At 75.0% G+C, this 24,501-nt stretch carries 22 protein-coding genes; 11 read left to right on the top strand and 11 right to left on the bottom strand.

All coding sequences use genetic code 11. The features are described 5' to 3' along the window. Positions 1-471 precede the first annotated feature (471 nt). The 5 genes from FIC82_RS09275 (at position 472) to FIC82_RS09255 (ending at position 7,806) form a co-directional block, all read left to right on the top strand. On the top strand, positions 472-1,986 hold the full coding sequence (locus FIC82_RS09275; protein ID WP_168731667.1) for a cytochrome ubiquinol oxidase subunit I: 1,515 nt from the start codon (positions 472-474) through the stop codon (positions 1,984-1,986). Positions 1,987-2,025: 39 nt separating this feature from the next. Then, entirely contained in the window at positions 2,026-3,138 is a 1,113-nt protein-coding gene (cydB, locus tag FIC82_RS09270; protein WP_168731666.1) for a cytochrome d ubiquinol oxidase subunit II, read from the top strand. Next, a complete protein-coding gene (gene cydD / locus FIC82_RS09265) occupies positions 3,135-4,916 on the top strand; it encodes a thiol reductant ABC exporter subunit CydD (protein WP_168731665.1) in 1,782 nt (593 codons plus the stop codon). Before cydB ends, cydD begins: the two co-directional genes overlap by 4 nt. Further along, positions 4,913-6,760 (top strand): thiol reductant ABC exporter subunit CydC, encoded by a 1,848-nt coding sequence (gene cydC / locus FIC82_RS09260; protein WP_168731664.1) that lies wholly within the window; start codon positions 4,913-4,915, stop codon positions 6,758-6,760. The genes cydD and cydC overlap by 4 nt, the downstream gene beginning before the upstream one ends. Before the next feature lie 104 nt (positions 6,761-6,864). Next, positions 6,865-7,806 carry an NAD(P)-dependent oxidoreductase gene (locus FIC82_RS09255; RefSeq protein ID WP_168731663.1) on the top strand — a complete coding sequence of 314 codons (942 nt, stop codon included), beginning with the start codon at positions 6,865-6,867 and terminating at the stop codon, positions 7,804-7,806. 78 nt (positions 7,807-7,884) lie between these two features. Here the strand turns inward: FIC82_RS09255 and mutM are convergent, their stop codons facing one another. The 6 genes from mutM to coaD all read right to left on the bottom strand — a co-directional run bounded on the left by mutM (position 7,885) and on the right by coaD (position 11,714). Then, the gene (gene mutM, locus FIC82_RS09250; RefSeq protein WP_168731662.1) at positions 7,885-8,838 is read right to left on the bottom strand and encodes a bifunctional DNA-formamidopyrimidine glycosylase/DNA-(apurinic or apyrimidinic site) lyase; all 954 of its coding nucleotides are present in this window, start codon (positions 8,836-8,838) and stop codon (positions 7,885-7,887) included. Further along, a complete protein-coding gene (gene rnc / locus FIC82_RS09245) occupies positions 8,831-9,580 on the bottom strand; it encodes a ribonuclease III (protein WP_253691666.1) in 750 nt (249 codons plus the stop codon). The genes mutM and rnc overlap by 8 nt, the downstream gene beginning before the upstream one ends. Before the next feature lie 5 nt (positions 9,581-9,585). Further along, positions 9,586-9,780, bottom strand: a complete 195-nt coding sequence (gene rpmF, locus FIC82_RS09240) for a 50S ribosomal protein L32 (protein WP_021482203.1) — start codon at positions 9,778-9,780, stop codon at positions 9,586-9,588. 2 nt (positions 9,781-9,782) lie between these two features. Beyond that, on the bottom strand, positions 9,783-10,301 hold the full coding sequence (locus tag FIC82_RS09235; RefSeq protein ID WP_253691773.1) for a YceD family protein: 519 nt from the start codon (positions 10,299-10,301) through the stop codon (positions 9,783-9,785). A gap of 304 nt (positions 10,302-10,605) precedes the next feature. After that, positions 10,606-11,190 (bottom strand): hypothetical protein, encoded by a 585-nt coding sequence (locus tag FIC82_RS09230; RefSeq protein WP_253691663.1) that lies wholly within the window; start codon positions 11,188-11,190, stop codon positions 10,606-10,608. Positions 11,191-11,213: 23 nt separating this feature from the next. Next, positions 11,214-11,714, bottom strand: coding sequence for a pantetheine-phosphate adenylyltransferase (gene coaD / locus FIC82_RS09225; protein WP_168731661.1), 501 nt, complete (start codon positions 11,712-11,714; stop codon positions 11,214-11,216). Between the two features lie 133 nt (positions 11,715-11,847). Here coaD and FIC82_RS09220 point away from each other — a divergent pair, with 133 nt between their 5' ends. Beyond that, positions 11,848-12,588 (top strand): GNAT family N-acetyltransferase, encoded by a 741-nt coding sequence (locus FIC82_RS09220; protein WP_168731660.1) that lies wholly within the window; start codon positions 11,848-11,850, stop codon positions 12,586-12,588. Between the two features lie 115 nt (positions 12,589-12,703). On the opposite strand, the gene rsmD is transcribed toward FIC82_RS09220, so the two are convergent. From rsmD to FIC82_RS09205, 3 genes are all read right to left on the bottom strand, one after another. Next, a complete protein-coding gene (rsmD, locus tag FIC82_RS09215; protein ID WP_168731659.1) occupies positions 12,704-13,339 on the bottom strand; it encodes a 16S rRNA (guanine(966)-N(2))-methyltransferase RsmD in 636 nt (211 codons plus the stop codon). A 125-nt stretch (positions 13,340-13,464) separates the two neighbouring features. Continuing rightward, positions 13,465-15,723 carry an ATP-dependent DNA helicase RecG gene (locus FIC82_RS09210; protein ID WP_154798353.1) on the bottom strand — a complete coding sequence of 753 codons (2,259 nt, stop codon included), beginning with the start codon at positions 15,721-15,723 and terminating at the stop codon, positions 13,465-13,467. Continuing rightward, entirely contained in the window at positions 15,716-17,614 is a 1,899-nt protein-coding gene (locus tag FIC82_RS09205; RefSeq protein WP_154798352.1) for a DAK2 domain-containing protein, read from the bottom strand. Before FIC82_RS09205 ends, FIC82_RS09210 begins: the two co-directional genes overlap by 8 nt. A 322-nt stretch (positions 17,615-17,936) precedes the next feature. Between FIC82_RS09205 and rpmB the strand changes: the two genes are divergently transcribed. Continuing rightward, a complete protein-coding gene (rpmB, locus tag FIC82_RS09200; protein WP_024840757.1) occupies positions 17,937-18,128 on the top strand; it encodes a 50S ribosomal protein L28 in 192 nt (63 codons plus the stop codon). 185 nt (positions 18,129-18,313) lie between these two features. Next, positions 18,314-18,829: a GNAT family N-acetyltransferase gene (locus tag FIC82_RS09195; RefSeq protein WP_154798351.1), complete on the top strand. Its 516-nt coding sequence runs from the start codon at positions 18,314-18,316 to the stop codon at positions 18,827-18,829. 9 nt (positions 18,830-18,838) lie between these two features. Here the strand turns inward: FIC82_RS09195 and FIC82_RS09190 are convergent, their stop codons facing one another. Further along, a complete protein-coding gene (locus FIC82_RS09190; RefSeq protein WP_168731658.1) occupies positions 18,839-19,900 on the bottom strand; it encodes a thiamine-phosphate kinase in 1,062 nt (353 codons plus the stop codon). Between the two features lie 64 nt (positions 19,901-19,964). Here FIC82_RS09190 and FIC82_RS09185 point away from each other — a divergent pair, with 64 nt between their 5' ends. Further along, complete coding sequence (locus FIC82_RS09185) at positions 19,965-20,519, top strand: DUF3515 domain-containing protein (protein WP_336240474.1); 555 nt, start codon at positions 19,965-19,967, stop codon at positions 20,517-20,519. 36 nt (positions 20,520-20,555) lie between these two features. Here FIC82_RS09185 and FIC82_RS09180 read toward each other — a convergent pair whose 3' ends face one another. After that, entirely contained in the window at positions 20,556-21,725 is a 1,170-nt protein-coding gene (locus FIC82_RS09180) for a D-alanine--D-alanine ligase family protein (RefSeq protein ID WP_154798350.1), read from the bottom strand. 230 nt (positions 21,726-21,955) lie between these two features. On the opposite strand from FIC82_RS09180, the gene FIC82_RS09175 reads away from it, so the two are divergent. Together FIC82_RS09175 and FIC82_RS09170 are read left to right on the top strand one after the other, a co-directional pair. After that, positions 21,956-23,386: a hemolysin family protein gene (locus tag FIC82_RS09175; RefSeq protein WP_154798349.1), complete on the top strand. Its 1,431-nt coding sequence runs from the start codon at positions 21,956-21,958 to the stop codon at positions 23,384-23,386. After that, positions 23,383-24,414: a hemolysin family protein gene (locus FIC82_RS09170; protein ID WP_154798348.1), complete on the top strand. Its 1,032-nt coding sequence runs from the start codon at positions 23,383-23,385 to the stop codon at positions 24,412-24,414. Before FIC82_RS09175 ends, FIC82_RS09170 begins: the two co-directional genes overlap by 4 nt. The last annotated feature ends 87 nt before the right edge of the window (positions 24,415-24,501 follow it).

Genomic DNA, 24,501 nt, shown 5'->3' with positions numbered 1-24,501 from the left:
GTCGTCGCTCGTGACGAGCGCACCGGAGCGCGTCGTCCGGCGACGGAAGTCGTCGGTCACGGCCGCGGTCCGCGTGCGCGGCGCGGGCGCCTGCCACCGGGCCCTTCGCCCCGGTCGGCGCTCCGACAGCCGCGGTCCGCTGGTGCCGCGATCTCGTGCTCGTCGGGAGGGCGATGCGGAGCCCACCCGGCTCCGCCCAGTATCGCACAGGGGCGCGAACGAACCCCGACGACACGCACCGGGCCCCGGGCCGGGGGCCCTGGCAGATCGGGACCATGGCCCCGAGGGCTTGTGAACATAGTCACAAGCGGCGTGTTTTCAGCACTTGGCGTCATCTCCCGCCCTGCCGATGGGGCAGATTGGGCCTAACGTCGGAACAGGGCGGCCGTCCCCGGACCGCCCCTGACCGGCGCCGTAGCCCAGCACCTCCCCCTGAAGCCCGCCGACCCGTCGGCCCCCCGAGGAGCGCACGTGGAAGCCCTGGATCTCGCCCGGTGGCAGTTCGCCATCACGACCGTCTACCACTTCATCTTCGTCCCGCTGACGATCGGGCTCTCACCCCTCGTCGCGATCATGCAGACGGCCTGGGTGCGCACCGGCAACGAGCGGTGGCTGCGCCTGACCAAGTTCTTCGGCAAGCTCCTGCTCATCAACTTCGCGCTCGGCGTCGTGACGGGCATCGTGCAGGAGTTCCAGTTCGGCATGAACTGGAGCGAGTACTCGCGGTTCGTCGGCGACGTGTTCGGCGCACCGCTCGCCATGGAGGCGCTCGCCGCGTTCTTCATCGAGTCGACGTTCCTGGGTCTGTGGATCTTCGGCTGGGACCGGCTCAACAAGAAGGTGCACCTCGCGTGCATCTGGGCCGTGGCGATCGCGACGAACCTCTCCGCGTTCTTCATCCTCGCCGCGAACTCGTGGATGCAGCACCCCGTGGGCGCGATCTACAACCCCGAGACCGGTCGCGCCGAGATGAACGACATCGGCGCCGTCCTCACCAACAACACGCTCCTCGCAGCGTTCCCGCACCAGATCACGGCGACATTCCTCACCGCGGGGACGTTCGTCACCGGCATCGCCGCCTGGTGGATGGTCCGGCTCGTCCGCACCCGGAAGGCCGAGAACATCGAGCTCGCGCGCGACGTCTACCGCCCGGCGGTCACCCTCGGCGTCGTCGCGATGCTCGTCGGCGGGATCGGCGTCGCCGTCTCCGGCGACATCCAGGGCAAGATCATGTACGAGCAGCAGCCGGGCAAGATGTCGTCGGCCGAGGCGCTGTGCGAGGGCCAGGAGGCCGCCGCGTTCTCCATCCTCACCATCGGTGACCTGTCGAACTCGTGCGAGAACGTCACGCACCTCATCGAGATCCCGGGCCTCGCGTCGTACCTCGGCACCGGCCACTTCTCCGGGCCCGAGAGCTACCTGCCCGGGGTCGAGGACGTCCAGGAGCAGATGACCGAGCGCTACGGCGACGTCACCGCCTCCGGCGACCCGGTCACGTACACGCCCAACCTCGCGATGACGTACTGGTCCTTCCGGCTCATGATCGGCATGGCCGCCGGCTCCGTGCTCCTCGCGCTCATGGCGCTCTGGCTCACGCGCAAGGGCCGCGTCACGGACAACGTGTGGTTCGCCCGTGTGGGCCTCATCGCGATCCCCATGCCCTTCCTCGCGAACTCGTTCGGCTGGATCTTCACCGAGATGGGCCGCCAGCCGTGGGTCGTCGCCCCGAACCCCACGGGCATCGACCAGATCCGCCTGCTCACCGAGCGGGGCGTGTCGACCGTGGTGAGCCCCGGCGTCGTGCTCACGTCGATGATCGTGTTCACGCTCCTGTACGGCGCGCTCGCCGCCGTCTGGTTCACGCTCATGCGCCGCTACGCGATCGAGGGCGTGCCGCTCGTCGTGCACGACGAGTCGCCCGAGGCGCAGGAGCCGCCCGACGACGGCACCGAGGCCGCAGACCGACCGCTGTCCTTCGCGTACTGACGCGCCCGGACCCGTCCAGAATCTCAGGAGAACACCACCGTGGATCTCGCCGTCGTCTGGTTCGTGCTCATCGCGGTCCTGTGGACCGGCTACCTCGTGCTCGAGGGCTTCGACTTCGGGGTCGGCATGCTGCTGTCGATCCTCCCGCGCGGTGACAAGGAGCACCGGGAGAAGGAGCGCCGCGTCCTCATCAACACCATCGGCCCGGTCTGGGACGGGAACGAGGTCTGGCTGCTCACCGCGGGCGGCGCGACGTTCGCCGCCTTCCCCGAGTGGTACGCGACCCTCTTCTCGGGCTTCTACCTGCCGCTCCTGCTCATCCTCGTCGCGCTCATCGTGCGCGGCGTCGCGTTCGAGTACCGCGGCAAGATCCGCGACGAGGGCTGGGCGCGGCGCTGCGACGTCGCGATCCAGGTCGGGTCGTGGGTGCCCGCCGTGCTGTGGGGGGTCGCGTTCGCCAACCTCGTGCGCGGCGTGCAGCTCGACGCCGACCACCAGTTCGTGGGCGGGTTCTTCTCGCTCCTGTCGCCGTTCGCGCTGCTCGGCGGCCTCGTCACGCTGAGCCTGTTCCTGCTGCACGGCTCGGTGTTCGTCGCCCTCAAGACGGACGGCGAGATCCGCGCCCGGGCCCGCCAGCACGCCTCGGTCTTCGGGGTCGCGGCGCTCGTGCTCGCGGGCGGCTGGGCCGTGTGGGCCCAGGTCGCGTACTCCGTGCCATGGACGTGGGCGGCCGTCCTGCTGGCCGCCGGTGGCCTCGTCGCGGCGCTCGTCGCCAACCGGCGTGGCGCCGAGGGCTGGGCGTTCACCGCTTCCGCGGTGACGATCGTCGCGGCCGTCGTGCTGATCTTCGGGTCGATGTACCCCGACGTCATGCCCGCGGTCGACCCCGCGAACTCCCTGACGATCCACAACGCGTCGTCCACGGACTACACGCTCACGGTGATGACCTGGGTCGCGGTGATCCTCACGCCGCTCGTCATCGCCTACCAGTCGTGGACCTACTGGGTGTTCCGCCGCCGGCTGTCGACGAAGGACATCCCCGCGCCCGCCGGCCTCTCGCTCAAGAAGGTCCGCGAGGCGGCGTTCGGCGGGGCGTCCTCCGGCGGCTCGGCGGGCCGGGACCTCGGGACCGGCGGGTCGGGAGACGCGTGAAGCCGCTCGACCCGCGGCTCCTGCGCCACGCGCGGGCCGCGCGAGGGTACGTCGTCCTGACGGCGGTGCTCGGGTTCGCCACCGCGGCCCTGGTCGTCGCCCAGGCGATCGTCCTCGCGTCGGTCCTCGCACCGGCGATCCAGGGGACGGCCGACCTGGCCGACCTCGGGCCGCGGGTCGGGCTGCTCGCCGCCGTCGTGGCAGCCCGCGCCGCGACCTCGTGGGCGCAGGAGCGGTTCGCGCTGCGGGCCGCGACGCGCACGGTGGCCGAGCTGCGCGAGCAGGTCGTCACGCACGCGGTCGCGCTCGGTCCGCGCTGGCTCGCGTCCGGGCGCGGCCCCGAGGTCGCCACGCTCGCGACGCGCGGGCTCGACGCCCTCGAGCCGTACATGGTGCGCTACCTGCCCCAGCTCCTGCTCGCCGCGACCGTCACGCCCGCGACGCTCGCCGTCGTGCTCGGGCTGGACTGGGTCTCCGCGGTGGTCATCGCGGTGACCATCCCGCTCGTCCCCGTGTTCATGGTGCTCGTCGGGCGGCTCACCGCCGGGACGTCGGAGCGACGCCTCGTCGTCATGCAGCGTCTCGGCGCGCAGGTGCTCGACCTGCTCGCCGGCCTGCCCACCCTCCTCGCGTTCGGCCGAGCGCGCGGCCCGGAACGGCGCGTGCGCGCGCTCGGCGACGCCAACCGGCGCGCCACCATGGGCACGCTGCGCATCGCCTTCCTCTCCGGCATGGTCCTGGAGCTCCTCACGACCCTCTCCGTCGCCGTCGTGGCGGTGGGCGTCGGGCTGCGCCTCGTGCACGGGGGGATGGAGCTCGAGCCCGCGCTCGCGGTCCTCGTGCTCGCGCCCGAGGTCTACCTCCCGCTGCGGCAAGTCGGCCTCCACTTCCACGCCTCGACCGACGGCATCGCCGCCGCCGAGCAGGCGTTCGCGGTCCTCGACGAGGAGGCTCCGGAGCCCGGGACCGTCGCCGCTCCGTCGCTCGCCGGAGCCACGATCGCCCTGCGCGGCGTGAGCGTCCGCGCGGGCGACCGTGACGTGCTCGCGCCGGCGCGCCTCGACCTCACGCTCCGGCTCGGTGCCGCCCCCGGCTCCACCGGGCTGGCGCCGTCGGGTCGGGTCGTGGCCCTCACCGGCCCGAGCGGGTCCGGCAAGACGACGACCGCGCTCATCCTCCTCGGCCTCGTCCGCCCCGACCGTGGCACAGTCACCCTGACCCCGCCGGGCGCGGAGCCGGTCGACCTCGCCGACCTCGACCCGACCACCTTCTGGCCCCAGGTGGCCTGGCTCCCCCAGCGCCCGGTGCTCGCGCCGGGCCGCCTGCGCGACGTCGTCGCGGGCGGCCTGCCCGTGGGCGACGCCGACCTGGACCGCGCGGCCCGCACCGCCGGCCTCGACGCCGTCCTCGCGACGCTCCCCGACGGCTGGGACACCGAGGTCGGGCGCGGCGGCGTCGGCCTGAGCGTGGGCCAGCGCCAGCGCGTCGCGCTGGCCGCCGCGCTGCTCGACGACCCCGCACGCGTCCCGCTCGTCGTCCTCGACGAGCCGACGGCCCACCTCGACGCACGCGGCGAGCAGGTCGTGCTCGACGCCGTGCGCGCGTTCCGCGACCAGGGCCGCACCGTCGTCGTCGTGGCTCACCGCACCTCGCTCGTCCGGGCCGCGGACGACGTCGTCGAGGTCCGCTCCGCGCCGTCGGGCGCCTCCCCCGCCGTCCCCACCGACGCGGCCGCGCTCGCCTCCACCGTCGCGACGTCCGAGGGGAGGCTCCCGTGAGCGGGCCACGCCGCCGTCTCGCGGCAGACCCGTTGTGGCGCGCCGTCAAGCTCCTCGACGTGCGCTGGCGTCGCGTCGTGTGGGCCGTGGTGCTCGGCACGCTCTCGCTCGGCAGCGCGGTCGGGCTCGCCGCGGCGGCCGCGTGGCTCATCGCGCGCGCCTCGCAGATGCCACCCGTGCTCACGCTGTCCGTCGCGGTCGTGGCCGTGCGCGCGTTCGGGATCTCGCGCGGCGTGTTCCGCTACCTCGAGCGCCTCGCCTCGCACGACGTCGCGCTGCGCGGCATGGCCGCCCTGCGCGCCAACCTCTACACCGCCCTCGCGCAGGGCTCGCCGGGCGCCCTCGTCGGGCTGCGCCGTGGCGACCTGCTGGCACGGGTCGGCGCGGACGTCGACGCCGTGGGGGACCTCGTCGTGCGTGCGCTCGTCCCCGCCGGGGTCGCGCTCGCCGTGTCCGTGGGCTCCGTGGTGCTCGTCGGTGCCTTCCTGCCCGCCGCCGGCGTCACCCTCGCGCTGTGCCTGCTCCTCGCCGCTGTCCTCGCGCCGTGGCTCTCGGCGCGGTCCGCGCGCGAGGTCGAGGCGCGCGGCGCGACGACGCGCGCGGCGATGACCGCGACGACGCTCGAGATCCTCGAGCAGTCCGGCCCCCTCGCCGTCTCCGGTCGTCTCGGCGCGCGCCTCGACGACCTGCGCGCGACGGACCGGGCGCTCGCCCGGGTGACCGACGACGGTGCGCGACCCGCGGGGGTCTCCGCGGGGATCGCCGCGCTCGCGGTCGGGCTGGCGGTGCTCGCGTCGCTCCTCCTCGGTATCCCCGCGGTCACGGCGGGGACGCTCGCGCCCGTCGAGCTGTCCGTGATCGTGCTCACGCCGCTCGCGGTGTTCGAGGCCGCGAACGCCCTGCCGGCCGCCGCCGTCCAGCTCCACCGCTCTCGGCAGGCGGCGACGCGCGTCGTCGCGCTCCTCGACGGGCCCGATCACGGCGTGCCACCGGCGGTCACGCCCGCCGCGCCGGGTGGGTCAGGCGCGCCGTCGCCCGGCGACGACGTCACTCTCGAGCTCGACGGCGTCGCCGCGGGCTGGCCGGGGACGGCACGCGTCGTCGTCGAGGGCGTGGACCTCTGCCTGCGACCCGGCCGTGCGGTCGCGGTCGTGGGTCCGTCCGGCGTCGGGAAGACGACGCTGCTCGCCACCGCCGCGGGGCTCGTCCCCGCGCTCGCGGGCCGGGCCACGCTCGACGGGGCCGACGTGAGCGCCCTCCCCCGGGAGGCGGCGGCCCGCGGCGTCGTCCTCGTCGCCGAGGACGCGCACGTCTTCGACACGACGGTCCTGGAGAACCTGCGCGTGGCTCGGGGGGACGTCACGGTCCAGGACGCGACGGCAGCCCTGCGCGCCGTCGGCCTGGACCCCTGGCTGTCCGCGCTGCCCGACGGGGTCGAGACCCTGCTCGGCCCCGACGCGACGACGGTCTCCGGCGGTGAGCGGCGGCGCCTGCTCGTCGCCCGCGCGCTCCTGTCCCCCGCGCCGCTGCTCCTGCTCGACGAGCCGGCGGAGCACCTCGACGCGGCCGGGGCCGACGCGCTCGTCCGCCACCTCGTCGCGACGACGCGCGGGTCGACGGGCGGGTCGGCCGATGACGGGCGCCGCGGCGTCGTCCTCGCGACGCACCGGCTCAGCGCGCTCGAGGCGGTCGACGAGGTACTGCTCCTCGGCGTCCCCGACGGCTCGCCCGACGACGTCCCGGCACGCGTCGTCGCACGCGGCACGCACGCCGACCTGATGGCCCTGCCCGCCTACCGCTGGGCGCTCGAGCAGGAGGCACCGGCACCGCGCCGACAGACCTGACGTGCCGTCGAAGCCCGGGTGACGCACGGTGGTACGTTCGCGAGGCGGTCCGCCCGGCGCGCCCGGGGACCGCGGCCCACGACGGCAGACCTCAGGAGCCAGCGGTGAAGATCCTCGTGCCCGGCACCATCGCCCTCGACGTGCCCGGGGGTCCCGGCGACGACGTCGTCCGCTACGACGCCGAGGCGCCGTTCCGGCCCGCGGACGCCGACGCCGAGGTGCTCGTGGTCTGGGGCAACACCCCCGGGAACCTCGCCGACGCCGCCGCGCGGCTCACGCGCCTGCGCTGGGTCCAGACGCTCGCCGCCGGTCCTGACGCCGTCCTCGCGGCCGGGTTCGGCCCGGACGTGACGATCACGTCGGGTCGTTCGCTCCACGACGGCCCGGTCGCCGAGCACGCGCTCGCGCTCGTCCTCGCGGCGGTGCGGCGCCTCGACGTGCTCGGTGCCGCGCAGCGCGAGCACCGGTGGGACGCCGTCGTGAACCGGGCGCAGGCCGACCCGGCCACCGCGTCGCGCTACACGCTCGACGGTGCGCGCGTGACGATCTGGGGGTTCGGCTCGATCGCCGCACGGCTCGCGCCGCTCCTCGCCGCCCTGGGCGCCGAGGTCATGGGCGTCGCGGGCAGTCGCGGCGAGCGCCACGGCTTTCCCGTCGTGACCGACGACGACCTGCCGGACGTGCTCGCGACGACGGACGTCCTCGTCTCCCTGCTGCCCGCGCTCGGCACGACACGGCGCGCGCTCGACGCCGCCCGGATCGACCAGCTCCCCGACCACGCGGTCTTCGTCAACGTCGGCCGCGGCGCCACCGTGGACGAGGACGCGCTCGTCGCCGCGCTGCGGGAGGGGCGTCTGGGCGGCGCGGCCCTGGACGTCACCGAGACCGAGCCCCTCCCGGAGGGGTCACCCCTGTGGGACGCCCCGCACCTGATCCTCACCCCGCACGTCGCGGGCAACCGACCCCAGCACGGGTCGGACCTCGTGAACGCCAACCTCGACGCGCTCCGCGCCGGCCGCGAGCTCCGCAACGTCGTCCCCCGCTGACCGCTGAGTGCATGAAATAGTCGCGTTCGAGTCGATCGAGCGCGACTATTTCATGCACTCAGCGGAGCCGGGGGCAGGTCACCAGCGGCCGTTGCGCGGGCGCGGCTGGCAGCGCGGGCACGTGTAGGACGACCGGTTCATGAACTCGTCGCGACGCACCGGCGCCCCGCAGCGCGGGCACGGCTCGCCCTCCTGCCCGTACACCGCGAGCGAGCGCGAGAAGTAGCCCGACTGCCCGTTGACGTTGACGTACAGCGCGTCGAAGCTCGTGCCGCCCTGAGCGAGCGCCTCGGTCATGACCTCCGCAGCCGCGTCCAGGAGACGGTGCGCCTCCGGGCGGCGCAGCGTGTCGGTGGCGCGCGCGAAGTGCAGGCGCGCTCGCCACAGCGCCTCGTCCGCGTAGATGTTGCCCACCCCGGAAACGACCGTCTGGTCGAGCAGGGCACGCTTCACCCCCGTCCGACGACGACGGATCGCGTCCACGACGTCGTCGCGCCGCAGCGCGGGGTCGAGCAGGTCGCGGCCGATGTGCGCGACCGGGCCGGGGACCGCGGCGAGGTCGGACCCGAGGCCGCCCGGGGCGCCGTCGGGCGTGGGCACGAGATCCTGGACGGACAGGTGCCCGAACGTGCGCTGGTCGACGAAGTCGAGCGCGAGCGCGCCCGCCGGGCCCGCGCCGTCGGGCTCGAGCACGAGCCGCACGCGCAGGTGGGGCGACCGCTCGCCGAGGCCCGGCCCCGAGCGCACGAGGAGCTGGCCCGACATCCCCAGGTGCGCCAGGAGCGCGGCCGCCGGGTCGTCGTCCGGCCTCTCCTCCGCACCGCCCGGGACGAGCGGGAGCCAGAGGAACTTGCCGCGCCGGACGGCGCTGACGAGCCGCTGGCCGAGGAGCTGGTCCCGGAAGCCGGCCGGGCCGCCGTCGTGTCGCCGCACGCTGTAGTCGCGCAGCACCTCGACGTCGACGACCCGGGCGCCCAGCACGTGGCGGGCGAGACCGTCCCGGACGGTCTCGACCTCGGGCAGCTCAGGCACCGGCGTCCTCGACCGCCTCCGCCGGGCGCTCGTCGGCCGAGCGCTTCTCCGCCTGCTCGGTCGCCAGAGCCCGGTAGGCGCGCTCGGCGGCCTCCTGCTCGGCGTACTTCTTGGCGGTCCCGCTGCCGGTGCCGTACAGGCGGCCGTCGAGGTGGACGTACGACGTGAAGACGCGTGCGTGGTCGGGTCCGACGGCGTCGCTCGAGTAGGAGGGAGCGCTCAGGCCCGCCGCGGCCGCGGCCTCCTGGAGCGACGTCTTCCAGTCGAGCCCGGCACCCAGCCCGGCCGCCGCGGACAGCGTCGGCTCGACGAGCTGCAGCACGAGCCCGCGCGCGGGCTCGAGGCCGTGGCTCAGGTAGACCGCGCCGATGATCGCCTCGACGGTGTCGGACAGGATCGAGTCCTTGTCGTTGCCGCGCGTGCGGATCTCCCCCTTGCCGAGCAGCACGTACTGACCCAGGCCGAGCCTCCGCGCGATCGCCGCGAGCGACTTCTGCGACACGGTCGCGGCGCGCATCTTGGCGAGCTCGCCCTCGGACAGGTCGGGGTGCCGTCGGTAGAGGGTCTCCGTGACGACGAGGCCCAGGACGGTGTCACCGAGGAACTCGAGACGCTCGTTCGTGGGGATGCCGCCGTTCTCGTGCGCGAACGACCGGTGCGTGAGCGCAAGCACGAGAAGCTCGGGGTCCAGATGGACCCCGAGCTTCTCGAGAAGACCGGATGCCGGTGCAGCCGGTGCCACGCGCCTCAGCCTGCGTGCTCGGTGCGCAGCGCCTCGGCGTACTGGCGGCCCTTGTAGGTACCGCACGTCGGGCACGCCGCGTGCGACAGCTTGTCGCCCTTGCACTGCGGGCAGGTGGTGAGGTTCGCGGCGGTCGTCTTCCACTGCGAACGACGCGCACGGGTGTTGCTGCGCGACATCTTGCGCTTCGGAACAGCCACGGCTAGCTCTCTTTCGTCTCGTCGGACACGTTCGAGGTGTCGAACATGCTCTCCAGCGCCGACCAGCGAGGGTCGACGAGTTCGTGTGCGTGCCCGGGGTCGTCCGCGAGACGCGCCCCGCACTCGGAGCACAGCCCCGGGCAGTCCGCTCGGCACACCGGACTGAATGGTAGTGCAGTGACGACCGAATCCCGTAGCGCGGGCTCGATGTCAGCGAGGTCACCGTCGAGGTCGTAGACGTCCTCGGCGTCCTCGAGGTCGTCGCCCGACTCCTGGGCGGCCTTCGCGCGCTCGGGGTAGGCGAAGAGCTCCCCGAGCTCGACCGTGACGTCCTCGTGGACCGTGTCGAGGCAGCGCGCGCACTCCCCGACCGCGTGGCCCGTCACCGTCCCCGAGACCAGCACGCCCTCCATGACCGCCTCGAGGCGCAGGTCGAGCTCGAGCTCGCTGCCCTCGGGGATCCCGATCACGGCCGTGCCCAGGTCGGCGGGCGCAGGGACGGTCGCGACGACCGTCCGCATGCTCCCGGGTCGCCGACCGAGCTCGTGCGTGTCGAGCACGAGCGGCGACGTCTTCTCGGAGGTGATGGCGCGCTCCTGGTCCGGTTCCCACGGGCACGACGGCCTGCGGACGGTGGTCAACGATGGTCGGGGCCGGCGACCGCTCGACGGCGGCTGCCCGGCACTGGCCGACGCGTGACGCGCCGAGCCAAACATCGATCTTACGTCACGGGACGGTCGCGCCGCCACCTGCCCCGCACCTCCCTGCCGAGCGCAGCACCGGCCGTCGGCGCCACGACCACCGGGCCCCTGCCCGGTGCGGACCTCAGCGCGCCGCGCGGTCGCCCGTGCGCTCACGCATCGTCGCCGGGAACGGCGACTCCTCCGGCGCGGCGACGTGGTCCCCGAGGCGGTCCGCGAGCTTCGCGCGACCGCCCTGCACCTGCGCGAGCAGCTTGCCGAGGTCGACCTCGAAGTCCGCGAGCCGACGGTCGCAGTAGTCGTCGGCGTCGCGCCGGAGCGCTGCCGCGGCCTCCTCGGCCTCGTCGACGATCTCCCGGGCCCGCGACTCCGCCTGCACGACCACCTGCTCCGCCTGCACGAGCTCGATCGCCCGTGCCCGCGCCGTCGTGAGGATCTCCTCCGCCTGCCGGTGCGCGTCCTCGAGGACGTCGTCCGCCTGGGCGAGGACCTCGTCCGCGTGCGCCAGCTGCTCCGGCAGGGCACCGCGCAGCTCGTCGAGGAGCGCGACGGCGTCGCCCTTGTGCACGAGCACCGACGACGACATGGGCATCGCGCGCGCCGTCTCGACGAGGTTCGCCAGGTCGTCGAGGATCGCGTTCAACCCGACCTGCGCCTCCTCGGTCGCGCGGTCCTCGTGCGTCACCCGCCGGTCCTGCTGCTCGCTCACGTACCCGGTCCTTCCCGTCGTGCTCACCTGCTGCTCCCCTGCACCCGTGCCAGCGCCGCACGGACGGCGTCACCCACCCCCGGTGGGACCAGGTCGTCGACCGGTCCCCCGTATCGCGCGATGTCCTTCACGAGCGACGACGCGACGTGCAGCAGCGCGGCGTCTCCCGCGACGAACACGGTCTCGACGCCAGCCAGGTGGCGGTTCATGAGCGCCATCGGCAGCTCGGCGTCGAAGTCCGCGCCACCGCGCAGACCCTTGACCACGGCGCCCGCGCCGACCTCCCGGCAGAAGTCCACCAGGAGCCCCGGCACGACCTCCACACGGACACCGTCCAGCCCGGCGCCGTCGACCGCGGCACGAGCCAGCGCGACGCGCTCGTCGACGCTCAGCAGCGCCGACTTCGACGCGTTCCGCGCGACGCCGACGACGACGTCGTCGAAGAGCACGCGGGCGCGTCGGACGATGTCGAGGTGGCCCAGGGTGATCGGGTCGAACGACCCGGGACAGACGGCTGTGGTCACCTCGTCACGGTAGTACACGGTGCCGCCCGTACCCCGGCGCCACGACCGGTCGCCGCCCAACCCGCCCGGGAGCCGGCGTGGAGCGGTCGGACGCGGGCGGGCGCCCGGCGCGCACCCGCGACACGATGGGGGCGTGACCTCACCGGAGAGACCCGTCGTCCCGCTCGACAGCCCCGCGCTGGTGCGCTCGCTGCACCGCGACGTGCTCGCGCCGTCCTTCCCGCCCGCCGAGCTCATGGACGAGGACGAGCTCCTCGTCGACCACGCGACCGGACGCCTGCGCAGCCTCGGCGTGGTGGAGGACGGACGCGTCGTCGCGGGCGTCGTCGGCGAGTGGTTCCCCGACGCGCGCGTCCTCCTCGTCCTCTACCTCGCCATCGCGCCCGGCCGGCGCGGCGGCGGGACGGGCGGCCGGCTCGTCGCCGCCGCCCTCGCCGACTGGCGCGCGCTCGACCCGCTGCTCGTCGTCGGGGAGGTCGAGCACCCCGCGCACCACACGGGCAGCGAGGCGCACGGCGACCCCGTCGCGCGTCTGCGGTTCTACGCGCGGCTCAGCGCGCGCGTCCTCGCGCTCCCCTACTTCCAGCCCGGCGACGGACCTTCCGGCGAACGAGTTCCCGCCCTCCTGCTCGTGTCGTTCCCGCTCGGGCCGGGCACCGCCGACGACGTCCCCGCGGCCCCGCTGCGCGCGTTCCTCGCCGAGAACCTCCGCGCGAGCGAGGGCACCCTCGCGGACGACGCCGCGACCCGCCGCCTGCTCCACGCCGCGAGCGGCGACCGCGTCGCGCTCGTGGACCCGACCGACCCCGCAGACCTCGCAACGGTCCCCGTCGGTCTCCTCGCCCAGGACGAGACCCACGCACCCTCGGCCTGACGGCGGCGTCAGCCGAGGGAGAACCGCAGTCGCGCGTCACCAGCGTTCTATCTCGGGCAACCACGGTTCTACCTCACGCGACTGCGGTTCCATCTCGGCCCTGGGCGGGGGGTGATCACGCCTCGTCGGGGAGCTCGGGGCCGACGAAGAACACCGCGGTCTCGCCGTAGTCCTTGTGCGCGACGAGCTCCCAGCCCGTGGGCCACGCCGGTTCGGGGGTGCGGGTCGAGCGCTCGACGACGACGACGGCGGCCGGGTCGAGGACGCCGGGCGCGGCGAGATGGTGGAGGACTCGTTCGAGGGCCTCGGCGGTGACGTCGTACGGCGGGTCGACGAGGACGAGGTGGTAGGGGCCGTGGCCCGCACGACCAGCGGGCGGCGACCCGTCCGCTGCGCCGACCTCCACCCGTAGCGCAGCGTCTGCCGCCACGCCCGCGACGAACGTCTCGGCCGGCTGGGAGACGACCCGCACGCCGCTCAGGCCCAGGGCGGCGACGTTGCGACGCGCGACGTCAGCGGCGACCCGGGCGGAGTCGACCAGCGTCACGTCGGCGGCGCCACGGCTCGCGGCCTCCAGACCGAGCGCGCCCGAGCCTGCGTAGAGGTCGAGGACCTGCGCGTCGTCGACCACGCCCAGGTGCTCGAGGCGCGAGAAGATCGCCTCACGGACACGCTCGCTCGTCGGCCGCGTCCCGCGCGGCGGGACCTGCAGCGTGCGTCCCCCTACCGTTCCCGCCACGATCCTCGTCACGCGCCCAGCCTAGACACGCCGCAGCGGGTTCGAGGCACGACGCCGTGGTGCGAGGTCACGATGCCCGACGCCGTGGTGCGGGGGCACGACGACCGGCGCGGCGGCCGGTGGACAGCGCCGCACGCTCACGCTCGCTCGAGGAACTCCTCGCGCTCGGGGTCGAGCTGGTCGCGGATCGCGGCGGCGAGCGCCGGGTGGCCGGCCAGGTCGGGGTCCTCCCCCACGACGGCGGCCGCATCCGCGCGAGCGGTCTCGATGACGTCCGCGTCCTTGACGACACGCAGGAGTCGCAGGGAGCTCGTGCGCCCCGACTGCGCCGCCCCGAGGACGTCGCCCTCGCTACGGAGCTCGAGGTCGACGGTCGCGAGCTCGAACCCGTCGGTGGTGCGTGCGAGCGTCTCGACGCGGGTCGCGGCAGGCGTGCCGGGCTGCGCGGTCGACACGAGCAGGCACAGGCCGGCCGCGGACCCGCGCCCGACGCGCCCGCGGAGCTGGTGGAGCTGGGAGATGCCGAACCGGTCGGCGTCGAGGACGACCATCGCCGTCGCCTCGGGCACGTCGACGCCGACCTCGACGACCGTCGTCGAGACGAGCACCTGGACCGCGCCCGACGCGAAGTCGGCCATCACGGCGTCCTTGTCCGCCGGGGCCATCTGGCCGTGCAGCACCCCGACGTCGAGCCCGGCGAGACGCGGGTGCGCGCGCAGCTCCTCGGCGACCTCCAGCACGGCCCGTAGGGGCGCGCGGTCCGAGGCGTCCGGGGTGTCGGGGTCGAGGAGGAAGTCGGGCACCTCGTCGAAGTCGTCGGTCCCCTTCGGCGGCCCGTCCGCGTCCGGCTCGTCCGGGTGGATGCGCGCGCACACCACGTACGCGCGGTGCCCGGCATCGACCTCCTCGCGCACGCGCGCCCAGGTGCGCTCCATCCACGCCTCGTTGCCGGCGGGCACGACGTGGGTCGTGATGCCGGCGCGCCCGGCCGGGATCTCGGTGAGCGAGGACGTCTCGAGGTCGCCGAACACCGTCATCGCGACGGTGCGCGGGATCGGGGTCGCGGTCATCACGAGCAGGTGCGGCGCCGTCCGCGCCTTGGCCCGCAGCGCGTCGCGCTGCTCGACGCCGAACCGGTGCTGCTCGTCCACGACGACGAGGCCGAGGTCGGCGAACTGCACGTTCTCGGACAGCAGCGCGTGCGTGCCGACGACGATCCCGGCGGCGCCGCTCGCGGCGTCGAGCAGCGCCTCCTTGCGCGCCGCCGCACCGAGCGAGCCGGTGAGGAGCGCGACGCGCGTCCCGTGCTCCGCGCCGCCGAGGAACCCGCCCTCGGCGAGCGGTCCGAGCAGCGCGCGCAGGGTGCGCGCGTGCTGCGCGGCGAGCACCTCGGTCGGGGCGAGGAGCGCCGCCTGCCCGCCGGCGTCGATCACCTGGAGCATGGCGCGCAGCGCGACGACCGTCTTGCCGGAGCCCACCTCGCCCTGCAGGAGCCGCTGCATGGGCCGCGCGAGCGCGAGGTCCGACGCGATCTCCTCCCCGACCTCCCGCTGACCCGTCGTCAGCGTGAACGGGAGCGCGGCGTCGAAGTCGGCGAGGATGCTCGACTCCCCCGGACCCCGCGGCGGGCGGGCCGTCGCCGGCTCGGCCGCCGCCCGCACCCGGCGCTGGGCGAGCGCCGCCTGGAGGACGAACGCCTCCTCGTACCGCAGCCGGTCCCGCCCGCGACGCCACTGCTTCTCGTCGTAGGGCTCGTGCACGTCGCGCAGCGCCTCGAGCCGGGTCCCGAGCCCGTGCCGCTCCCGGACGGCGTCCGGGAGCGGGTCCGGGACGTCCTCCTCGCGCAGCGGGTCGAGCACGGTGCGCACCGCGGGCTGGATCTTCCAGCTCGGGATGCTCGCGCTCGCGGGGTAGATGGGGATGGGCCGGCTCGCCTCGAGCACGGCGCTCTCGGCGTCCTCGGCGTCGTCGTCGACCCCGATGATCTTGTAGTCGGGGTGCGTGAGCTGGCGCGTGCCCCGGTACAGCCCGACCACCCCCGTGAAGAGCCCGTGCCGCCCCGGTGCGAGCCGCTGCTCGTGGTAGCGCAGGACGTTGGGGCTCTTGGCGAAGAACGTGAGCGAGAGCTGCTGCGGGCCGTCGGTCACGACCGCCTCGAGGATCGCGCCCGCGCGGTTGCGCATGCGCCGGACGGTCGCGCTGCGGACCTGCGCGACGATCGTCACGTGCTCGCCGAGCGCGAGCCCCCCGAGGTCGGTGAGGCGGCCCGGGTCTCCGTAGCGTCGCGGGTAGTGCCGCAGGAGGTCCCCGACGGTCTCGAGGCCCAGCTTCGCGAGCGGGCCCGCGCTGCGCGTGCCGACCGCGCGGGTCAGCGGCTCGGACAGGCGGTCACTCATCCCTCGTCCCCCCGGTGTCCTCGTCCACGGTCTCCAGAGCGTCCGGCCCCTCGACGGCGAGCGTGACACCGCCGCCGCCACGGCCCGAGCGCAGGAGCACGACCTCGGCGCCGGTCCCGGTCGCGTCGGCCGCGAGCGCGTCGACGGCCGCGTCCGGCACGTCGTCGTCGGCGAGCACGGTGACGAGCGCCCCGGGCCGCGCGCGGAGCGGGTCGGCCAGGTCGACGAGCCGCCGCGCCGCCTCCGGCGCGGGGACACCCGCGACGTCGAGGCGGCTCCACCGGACGGCGTCGAGCGCCGACCGGGCCGCTTCGAGGCGCGGCGCGGCGCCATGCTCGACGAGCTGTGCGGCGGCGAGCGCCACCGCGACGTGCAGGTCGGTCGCGGCGGGCAGCACCTCGAGCGTCTCGACCCCGTCGTCGCGCAGGCTCGCGCGCAGCGCCTCGACGTCGTCCTCCGGGAGGTCCGCGCCGGGCAGGAGCGCGACGTGCGCCGCGCGGGCGTCGACCGCGACGCGGTGCAGCGCAGCGAGGTCGAGGGGGACGGATGCCTCCCGCAGCAGCACGACGGCGCCCGCGCGCGCGAGGTCGGCGACGAGCCCGGGCGCCGTGGTCACCGCGACCAGCCCCGGTCCGCCGCCGTCGACCGGGATCGCGCCCGCCCCGGCGCCCGGCGTCCGGTCGGTGTCCGCCTCCAGGCCGTGGTTGTGCTCGTGCGACCCGGGCAGGTGCCGGACCCGGACCTGGCGCAGCGCGGCCTCGCCGCCCGCCTCGCCGCCGGCGCGCGCGGCGCCGTCGTCCAGCGGGTGCCGCACGGTCACGAGAGCGGCCCGGCCGACGGCGACAGCGGCCATCGGGTCGTCGGTGTGGACGTGCGCCTGCCAGAGGCCCGAGCCGCGGTCGCCCGGACCGCCCACCACGACGACGGAGTCGCCGATCCGCGCGAGCTCCGCGCGGAGCAGCCCCGCAGGGTCCTCGACGGGCGCGCGCCCGGCCGCGGGCGCGGCGCTCCCCACGGGGGCGTCCACCACGTACATCACCTCGAACTCGCCCCCCTCGTGCCCGGCCTCCGGTGCGGTGCCGGACTCCCCGGACGAACCCGGTACCGGCACCATCCCGGCCATCATGCCGAGCACCTCCGACACGCCCGCCCCTGCGAGCCCGGCGTCGTCGTGCGCGGCGACCCCGCGGTCCGCCGCGGACGCGGTGGCCCCGAGGTCGGTCGGCACGGCGGTGCCGGCGCCGATCGCCGCGACGAGCGCGCCGAGGACCAGCACCAGGCCGAGAGCTCCGGCGTCGAGCACCTGCGCGCGGGCGAGCACGTCCAGCTCGCCGGTGCTGCGCAGTGCCGCGGCCCGCGCGCCGTCCCTGGCCGCGGCCGCGACGACCGCGGGCGAGGAGACGTCCGGACCCTCCGACGCGGTCGCGGCGGTGCGCGCAGCGGCGTCGGCCGCCGTGAGGATCGTGCCCGGTGCCGGTCGCGCCACCGCACCGCGGGCCGTGCGGGCAGCACGACCGAGGCCGGCCGCGAGCGCCGCGCCGGTGACGGTGCGGTGCTCGGCGAGCTCGAGCGCGAGACCGCGCAGGTACTCGCTGAGGATGACTCCCGAGTTGCCGCGTGCCCCGACGAGCGCGCCGCGGGCCAGGCGCACGAGCAGGTCGCCGGCGCCGCCCGCCGTGCCCTCCTCCAGCGCTCCGGACGTGGAATCGGCGGGCAGCGCACGGACCGCGTCGAGGAGCGTGAGGTACATGTTGGTGCCGGTGTCCGCGTCCGCGACCGGGAAGACGTTCACCCGGTCGAGGGACTCGCGTGCGGCGGCGAGCGCGCTGACGCCGTGACGGCCCCACGCGACGACGACGGCGGCGTCGACCACGTCGCTCCGGGGGCTCACGTCGGACCGGCTCCTGGCGTTCGGCGGGCGACCGGGCCTCGTGGCCGGGCGGTCGGACGACCGGGTCGGCCGTCGGGACCACGGTAGTCAACCGCGGGGGGCGACGGGGCGCGCGGCGGGCGTGGTTGGCACCCGGCGGGTGTGACGAGCGCCCGGTTTGAGCTCGGGCCCTCGGATCGGCTACCCTGGCGAGGTTGCCCGGGTGCTTCGCGCGCCCTCGACACCGTCGAGGAGTCGCCGAAGAACACCGGGCGAGACACCCTACAGACCATTCAGGACGTCGCCGCTGCGTGCGCGACGTGCACGACGATCAGGAGAAACCGTGGCTGCCAACTGCGACGTCTGCGGCAAGGGCCCGGGCTTCGGGCACAGCATCTCGCACTCCCACATCCGCACGAAGCGCCGCTGGAACCCGAACATCCAGCGCGTGCGCGCCGTGGTCGCCGGGACGCCCAAGCGTCTCAACGTGTGCACCTCCTGCCTCAAGGCCGGGAAGGTCACCCGTCCCGCCTGAGCATCGTGAGACTTCCTGACGAGAGCGCCTGCCGGATCCCGGCAGGCGCTCTCGTCGTCTGCGCCCCTCGTGCACGCCCCGGACCCGCCGCCCCCTCGAACACCCCGCCGCGAGATGCGGAGATCTCCTGGAGATCCGGACAAACCGGTTTGGCGGATGCCGAACCACGGTGGCAGTCTGTGTGCATGGTGACGGAACTGAGCGAGGTAACCATCCGCCCGGCCGCTCCCGCGGACGCGAGCGCCATCGCGGCCGTGCACATCGCGTCGTGGCGCGGCGCCTACGCGGGCATCGTCCCGGACGAGTACCTGGCCTCGCTCGACCACGACCAGCGCGAGCAGCACTGGGTCCAGAGCCTCTCGACCGCCGGCGCTCGCACCTGGCTCGCCGACGCCGACGGCCGCACCATCGGCTTCGCCACCCTGGGGCCGAGCCGCGACGAGGACGCCGAGCCCGGCGACCTCGAGATCTTCGCCATGTACCTCGACCCCGAGTCGTGGGGCCGGGGTGTCGCCCGCGACCTCATGCGCACCATGCTCGGCGAGGTGCGCCCGGGCACCACCGTCACGCTCTGGGTCCTCGAGGACGCCGAGCGCGCCCGCCGCTTCTACCGCCGCCACGGCTTCGCCCCGGACGGCGTCGAGCGTCGCGACGACATCGGCGGCAAGGACCTCACCGCGGTGCGCTACCGCCGGAGCTGAGGCTCGCGCTCAGGCGCGGAAGTGGTCCCATCCCGCCGAGCGCTGCGCGACGCGTCCGTCGACCCGGACGCCCGGCCCGTCGCCCCCCGCACGGCGGACCGTGCCGATCGCCCGGAACGCGGTCGGGAGCACGACGTCGGCGGGGAACGTGGCGAGCAGCGCGTGGTCCTCGCCCCCGGAGAGCACCCACCCGTCGACGAGATCGGCGACACCTTCCCCGTCCGCCTCGTCGTCGGCCGGGGAGACCGCCGTCGCGCCCACCCGTGCGCCCTGCCCGTCCCGGAGCCCGGCGCCCAGCGACGCCGCCGTCGGGCGCAGGCCCTCGCGGTCGTCGGCCAACGCCGCCGGGTCGATGTCCACGACGACGTCGCTCGCCCGGGCGATCCTCCCGGCGTCCCGCAGCAGCCCGTCGGAGACGTCCATCATCGCCGTCGCACCGGCGTCGGCCGCGGCAGGTCCGGCCGCAAGAGGGGGGTCCGGCCGCAGGTACGCGGCGACGAGACCCTCATCGACCTCTCCGCGCCCGGCGTCGAGCAGGGCGAGGCCGGCCGCCGACCGCCCCAGCGTCCCCGCGAGGGCGACGACGTCTCCCGGGCGTGCCCCGGAGCGCAGGACCGGGTCGCGCCCCTCGAGGTCGCCGTGCACGGTCACCGCGACGACGACCTGGTCGCCGCCGGACAGGTCTCCGCCGACGACGGCGGCACCCAGGGGGGTGCACGCGTCCGCGAGCCCGCGCGCGAGGCCGGTGACCCAGTCGACCGGCAGGTCACCGGGCATGACGAGCGAGACGACGAGCGCCGCCGGGCGGGCGCCCATGGACACGACGTCGGCGAGGTTCTGGACCGCGGCCCGCCTGCCGACGTCGAACCCGGACGACCAGCGCCGACGGAAGTGCCGGTCCTCGACGAGGACGTCGGTCGACACCACGTAGCGGCCGTCGGGCGCCGCCACGACGGCGCAGTCGTCGCCCGGACCGACGAGGGTGGTCGGCGCGGTGGGCAGCAGGGGGAAGATCCGGGCGAGGAGCGCCTCCTCGGCCACGTCGCGGACCAGCAGGGGCGTCTCGCTCACCCGGCCACCCTAGTCGCCGCCGGTGCGGTCACGGGCACCGGTCCCGGCCCGCTACGGTGGTCGCGTGCTCGACGCCGTCCCTCCCGCCACGTCCGCTTCCCGCCCCGGCGCGACGCCCCGCGCGCGCCGCCGCTCCTTCGTGCGTGCCCTCGCCGTGCCCGCGCTCCTCGGCGTCGTGGCCGCGACCGCCGCGTGCGCGCCGCGCATCGGCGTCCCGGTGGCGGACGACGCCCAGAACCCGCTGTGCGCGGACGTCGTGCTCGCTCTGCCCGAGTCGCTGGGCGAGGGCCTGGACGCGGTCGGCACCACGAGCCAGGCCACCGCGGCATGGGGCGAGCCCGGGGCCGCGGTGACGTTGCGCTGCGGCGTGGAGGTGCCCGGCCCGACGACGACGGCGTGCCAGAGCGTCCAGTCCGAGGGCGGCACGGTGGACTGGCTCGTCGTCGAGGACCAGGGCACGTGGACGTTCACGACCTACGGGCGCGACCCCGCGGTGCAGCTCGTCGTGCCGCCCGCCGTGACCGAGGACCGCTCGACGGCGTTCGTCGCGGACCTGGGCCGGGCGGTCATGGAGGTCCCGCAGACGCGCGCGTGCGTCGGCGCGGGCGACCTGGGTTGAGGCCTGCGGCCACCGGGCCTCACCCGGTGGCCCGGGTCAGCGCAGCCCGGTGGGTCGCTCGAGCGCGAGCGCGACGAGCTCGTCGATGAGCTCGGGGTAGCTCAGTCCCGACTTCTCCCACATGCGCGGGTACATCGAGAACGGCGTGAAGCCGGGCATCGTGTTGATCTCGTTGACGACGACCCGTTCGTCGGGCGTGACGAAGACGTCGACGCGCGACAGACCCTCGGCGCCGACGGCCTCGAAGGTCCGGATCGCGATCTCGCGCACGCGCTCGACGAGGTGCTCGGGCAGGTCGGCCGGGCACGAGAGCTCGACCCCGGCCTCGTCGAGGTACTTGGCCTCGAAGTCGTAGAAGTCGTGCGCCTCGCCCGTGACGACGATCTCGCCCGGGAGCGACGCGCGCGGGCGCGCGCCGCCGCGACCGCCGAGGACCGCGCACTCGATCTCGCGGCCGACGACGCCCGCCTCGACGATCACCTTGGGGTCGTGCTCCTGCGCGGCGGCGATCGCCGCGGGCAGGTCGGCCAGGTCGTCGACCTTGGAGATGCCGAGGCTCGACCCGGCGCGAGCGGGCTTGACGAACACGGGCATTCCGAGCGCGGCGACGGTCTGCGTCCAGGCCTCGGGGTCGCGCTCGAACTCGCCCGGCCGGATCACGGTGTACGGGGAGACGGGCAGCCCCTCGCCCGCGAGCACGAGCTTCATGAAGTGCTTGTCCATGCCGACGGCGGACGCGAGCACGCCCGCGCCGACGTACCGGACGTCCGCGAGCTCGAGCATCCCCTGGAGCGTGCCGTCCTCGCCGTACGGGCCGTGCAGGAGCGGGAAGACGACGTCCACCTCGCCGAGCACGCGCGGGACGTCGCCCGGGGTGAGGACGCGCAGGTCCCGGCGACCGGTCGACAGCGGCAGGATGACTTCCTCGCCCGTGGGCTCCACCTGCGGCAGGCGGCCGTCGGCGATCTCCCAGCGCGCGGGCTCGTCGGCCGCCAGGACCCACTCGCCCGCCGGCGTGATCCCGACGGGGACGACGTCGTACCGCGACCGGTCGATAGCGCGCAGGACGCCCGCGGCGGTCGCGGCGGAGATGGCGTGCTCGCCGGAGCGACCGCCGAACAGCACGAGGACGCGGGGCTTGCGGGGCGCGCCGGTGGGGTGCTCGTCGGTGGACGGCACGGACCGGTCGGGGCTCTGGCTGGACATCGCGGACGACCCTACCGGACGCCTGCTCGCGCCCCGACGTGGTACCCGACGAGGACCTGACGCGCCGTCGGGAACGATCCGGGGCCGTCCTGCGTTGGGAGTGCCGTGGAAGACACGACTCTCGAGGCCCCCGCGGCCGACGACCCCGACCATAGTCCCGGCCGCACCGGCCCCGGCAGCGAGCGGACGCGCGAACGCGTCCCCGACGACCGGAGGGCGGTGCGGGCACGATGACGACCTTCCTCTCCCTCCTGCTCGGGCTCCTCGTGGTTCTCGCGATCACGGCGGCGACGGCGTACTTCGTCGCCCAGGAGTTCGCCTACATGACCGTCGACCGCTCCCGGCTGGGGGCCAAGGCGGAGGCCGGCGACGAGTCGGCCCGGCGCGCGCTCGCCGTCACGAAGCGCACCTCCTTCGTCCTGTCCGGGGCCCAGCTCGGGATCACCGTGACGGGCCTGCTCGTCGGCTACGTGGCCGAGCCCCTCATCGGCGAGTCGCTGGGCACGATGCTCGGCGGCGTGGGCGTCCCCACGGGCGTCGGCGTGGCGGTGGGCACCGTCCTCGCCCTCGTGCTGTCGACGATCATCCAGATGCTCTTCGGCGAGCTGTTCCCCAAGAACCTCGCCATCGCGCGGCCCGAACCGCTCGCGAAGGGCCTGGCTCGCTCCACGACCGCCTACCTCACGGTGTTCGGCTGGCTCATCGCGGTGTTCGACAAGGCGTCCAACGCCCTGCTGCGGCTGCTCAAGATCGAGCCGGTGCACGACGTCGACAACACGGCGACCGCGCGCGACCTCGAGCACATCGTGGCCGACTCGCGCGAGAGCGGGGACCTGCCCGACGAGCTCTCCGTGCTCCTCGACCGCATCCTCGACTTCCCCCAGCGTGACGTCGAGCACGCGATGATCCCCCGCTCGCGCGTCGGGACGGTGCGCCCCGAGGCGACCGTCGCCGAGGTGCGCGAGCTCAGCGCCCGCGCGCACACGCGCTACCCGGTCGTCGACGAGACGGACCAGCCGCTCGGCGTCGTCCAGCTCGCCGACGTCCTGGCGACCGACCTGCCCGACGACGCGCCCGTCACCGACCTCATGCGCCCGGCCGTCGTGCTGCCGACGCTCATGACGCTGCCGGACGCGCTCGCCCAGCTCAACTCCACGCGCAACCAGCTCGCGTGCGTCATCGACGAGTACGGCGGCTTCACCGGCGTGCTCACGGTCGAGGACCTCGCCGAGGAGCTCGTGGGCGAGATCACCGACGAGCACGACCCCGAGCAACCCGTCACGGTCACGGCCGAGGACGACGGCGTGTGGGTCATGGGCGGCGACGTCCACGTCGACGAGGCGGAGCGCGCGCTCGGCCACGACCTGCCGCGCGGCGACCACGAGACGGTCTCCGGGCTCCTCATCGCCCAGCACGGCGCCCTGCCGCGCGCGGGCGACACGATCGAGGTCCCGCTCCCGGACGACCCGGCCGACCTCGTCCACGACGAGCCCGTGCACCGCACGCTCGTCGTCGACGTCCTGTCGGTCGAGCGGCACGTGCCGCGCCTCGTGCGCGTCCGGCTCGTCGAGCGGCGGGGCGACACCCCGGCCGACGACGACGCACACCGCACCACCCACGAGGCTGCCCGCCCGACGGACGCAGCGGAGGAGACCCGATGAGCAACCCCTGGGTCGTCGTCGCGGCGACCGTCGCGATCATCGCGCTGAGCGCGTTCTTCGTCGCCGTGGAGTTCGCGCTCCTCGGCGCCAAGCGGCACCGCCTCGAGGACGCCGCACCGACGAGCCGCGCGGCACGCGCCGCGCTGCGCAGCTCGAACGAGCTCACGCTCCTCATGGCGGGCGCACAGCTCGGCATCACGGCGTGCACGCTCGCGCTCGGTGCCATCACCAAGCCCGCCGTGCACCACTGGCTCACCCCGGTCTTCGAGACCTGGGGCGCGCCCCTGTGGGCCGCCGACGTCGCGGGCTTCGTGCTGGCGCTGATCATCGTGACGTTCCTCCACCTCGTCATCGGCGAGATGGCGCCGAAGTCGTGGGCCATCGCCCACCCGGAGCGCTCGGCCACGCTCCTCGCGCTGCCGATGCGCGGGTTCATGTGGGCGTTCCGACCGCTGCTGCGCTGGCTCAACGCGCTCGCGAACCGCTGCGTGCGGGCCGTGGGCGTCGAGCCCGTCGAGAACGTCGAGGGCGGTGGCCAGGATCCCGCGACCCTGCGGCACCTCGTCGAGCACTCGGCGAACGTCGGCGCGCTCGAGGCGTCGTACCGCGTGCAGATCTCGGGCGTCATCGAGCTCGAGACCCTCACGGTCGACGCGCTCGTGCCGACCGAGGGCCGGCCGACGTCGGTCCCCGCGACGGCCACGGCCGCGGACGTGCGGGCCGCGTCCGCCGGGTCGGGGCACCTGCGCATCCTCGTCCAGAACGGGAGCGTCGTCCCGAAGGTCGTGCACGTGCGCGACACGCTCCTGGAGCCCGACGACCGGCCCGCCGGGGAGCTCGCGCGCCCCGGGTTCGTGCTCGCGTCGGGGACGACCGTGCACGCCGCGCTCGCGCGCATGCGCGAGTCGAGCGAGCAGCTCGCGATCGTCATGGACGGCGAGCGGTTCGTCGGCGTCGTGACGCTCGCCGACGTGCTGCGCCGCATCCTGCCGTCCCCGGACGAGCCGGCGCCGGTGCTCGTCGGCTGACCGGCTCGCCGGCCGACAGGCCCGGCGTACGGTGGAGGGGCCTCGGCGACGCACGTCGCCGGGGCCTCTCGCCGTCCGCCCCGACCG

It is taken from the genome of Cellulosimicrobium protaetiae (assembly GCF_009708005.2).
Lineage (GTDB): Bacteria > Actinomycetota > Actinomycetes > Actinomycetales > Cellulomonadaceae > Cellulosimicrobium > Cellulosimicrobium protaetiae.
The sequence above is the reverse complement of the archived record's forward strand: the minus strand, read 5'-3'. Positions and strand labels throughout refer to the sequence as shown.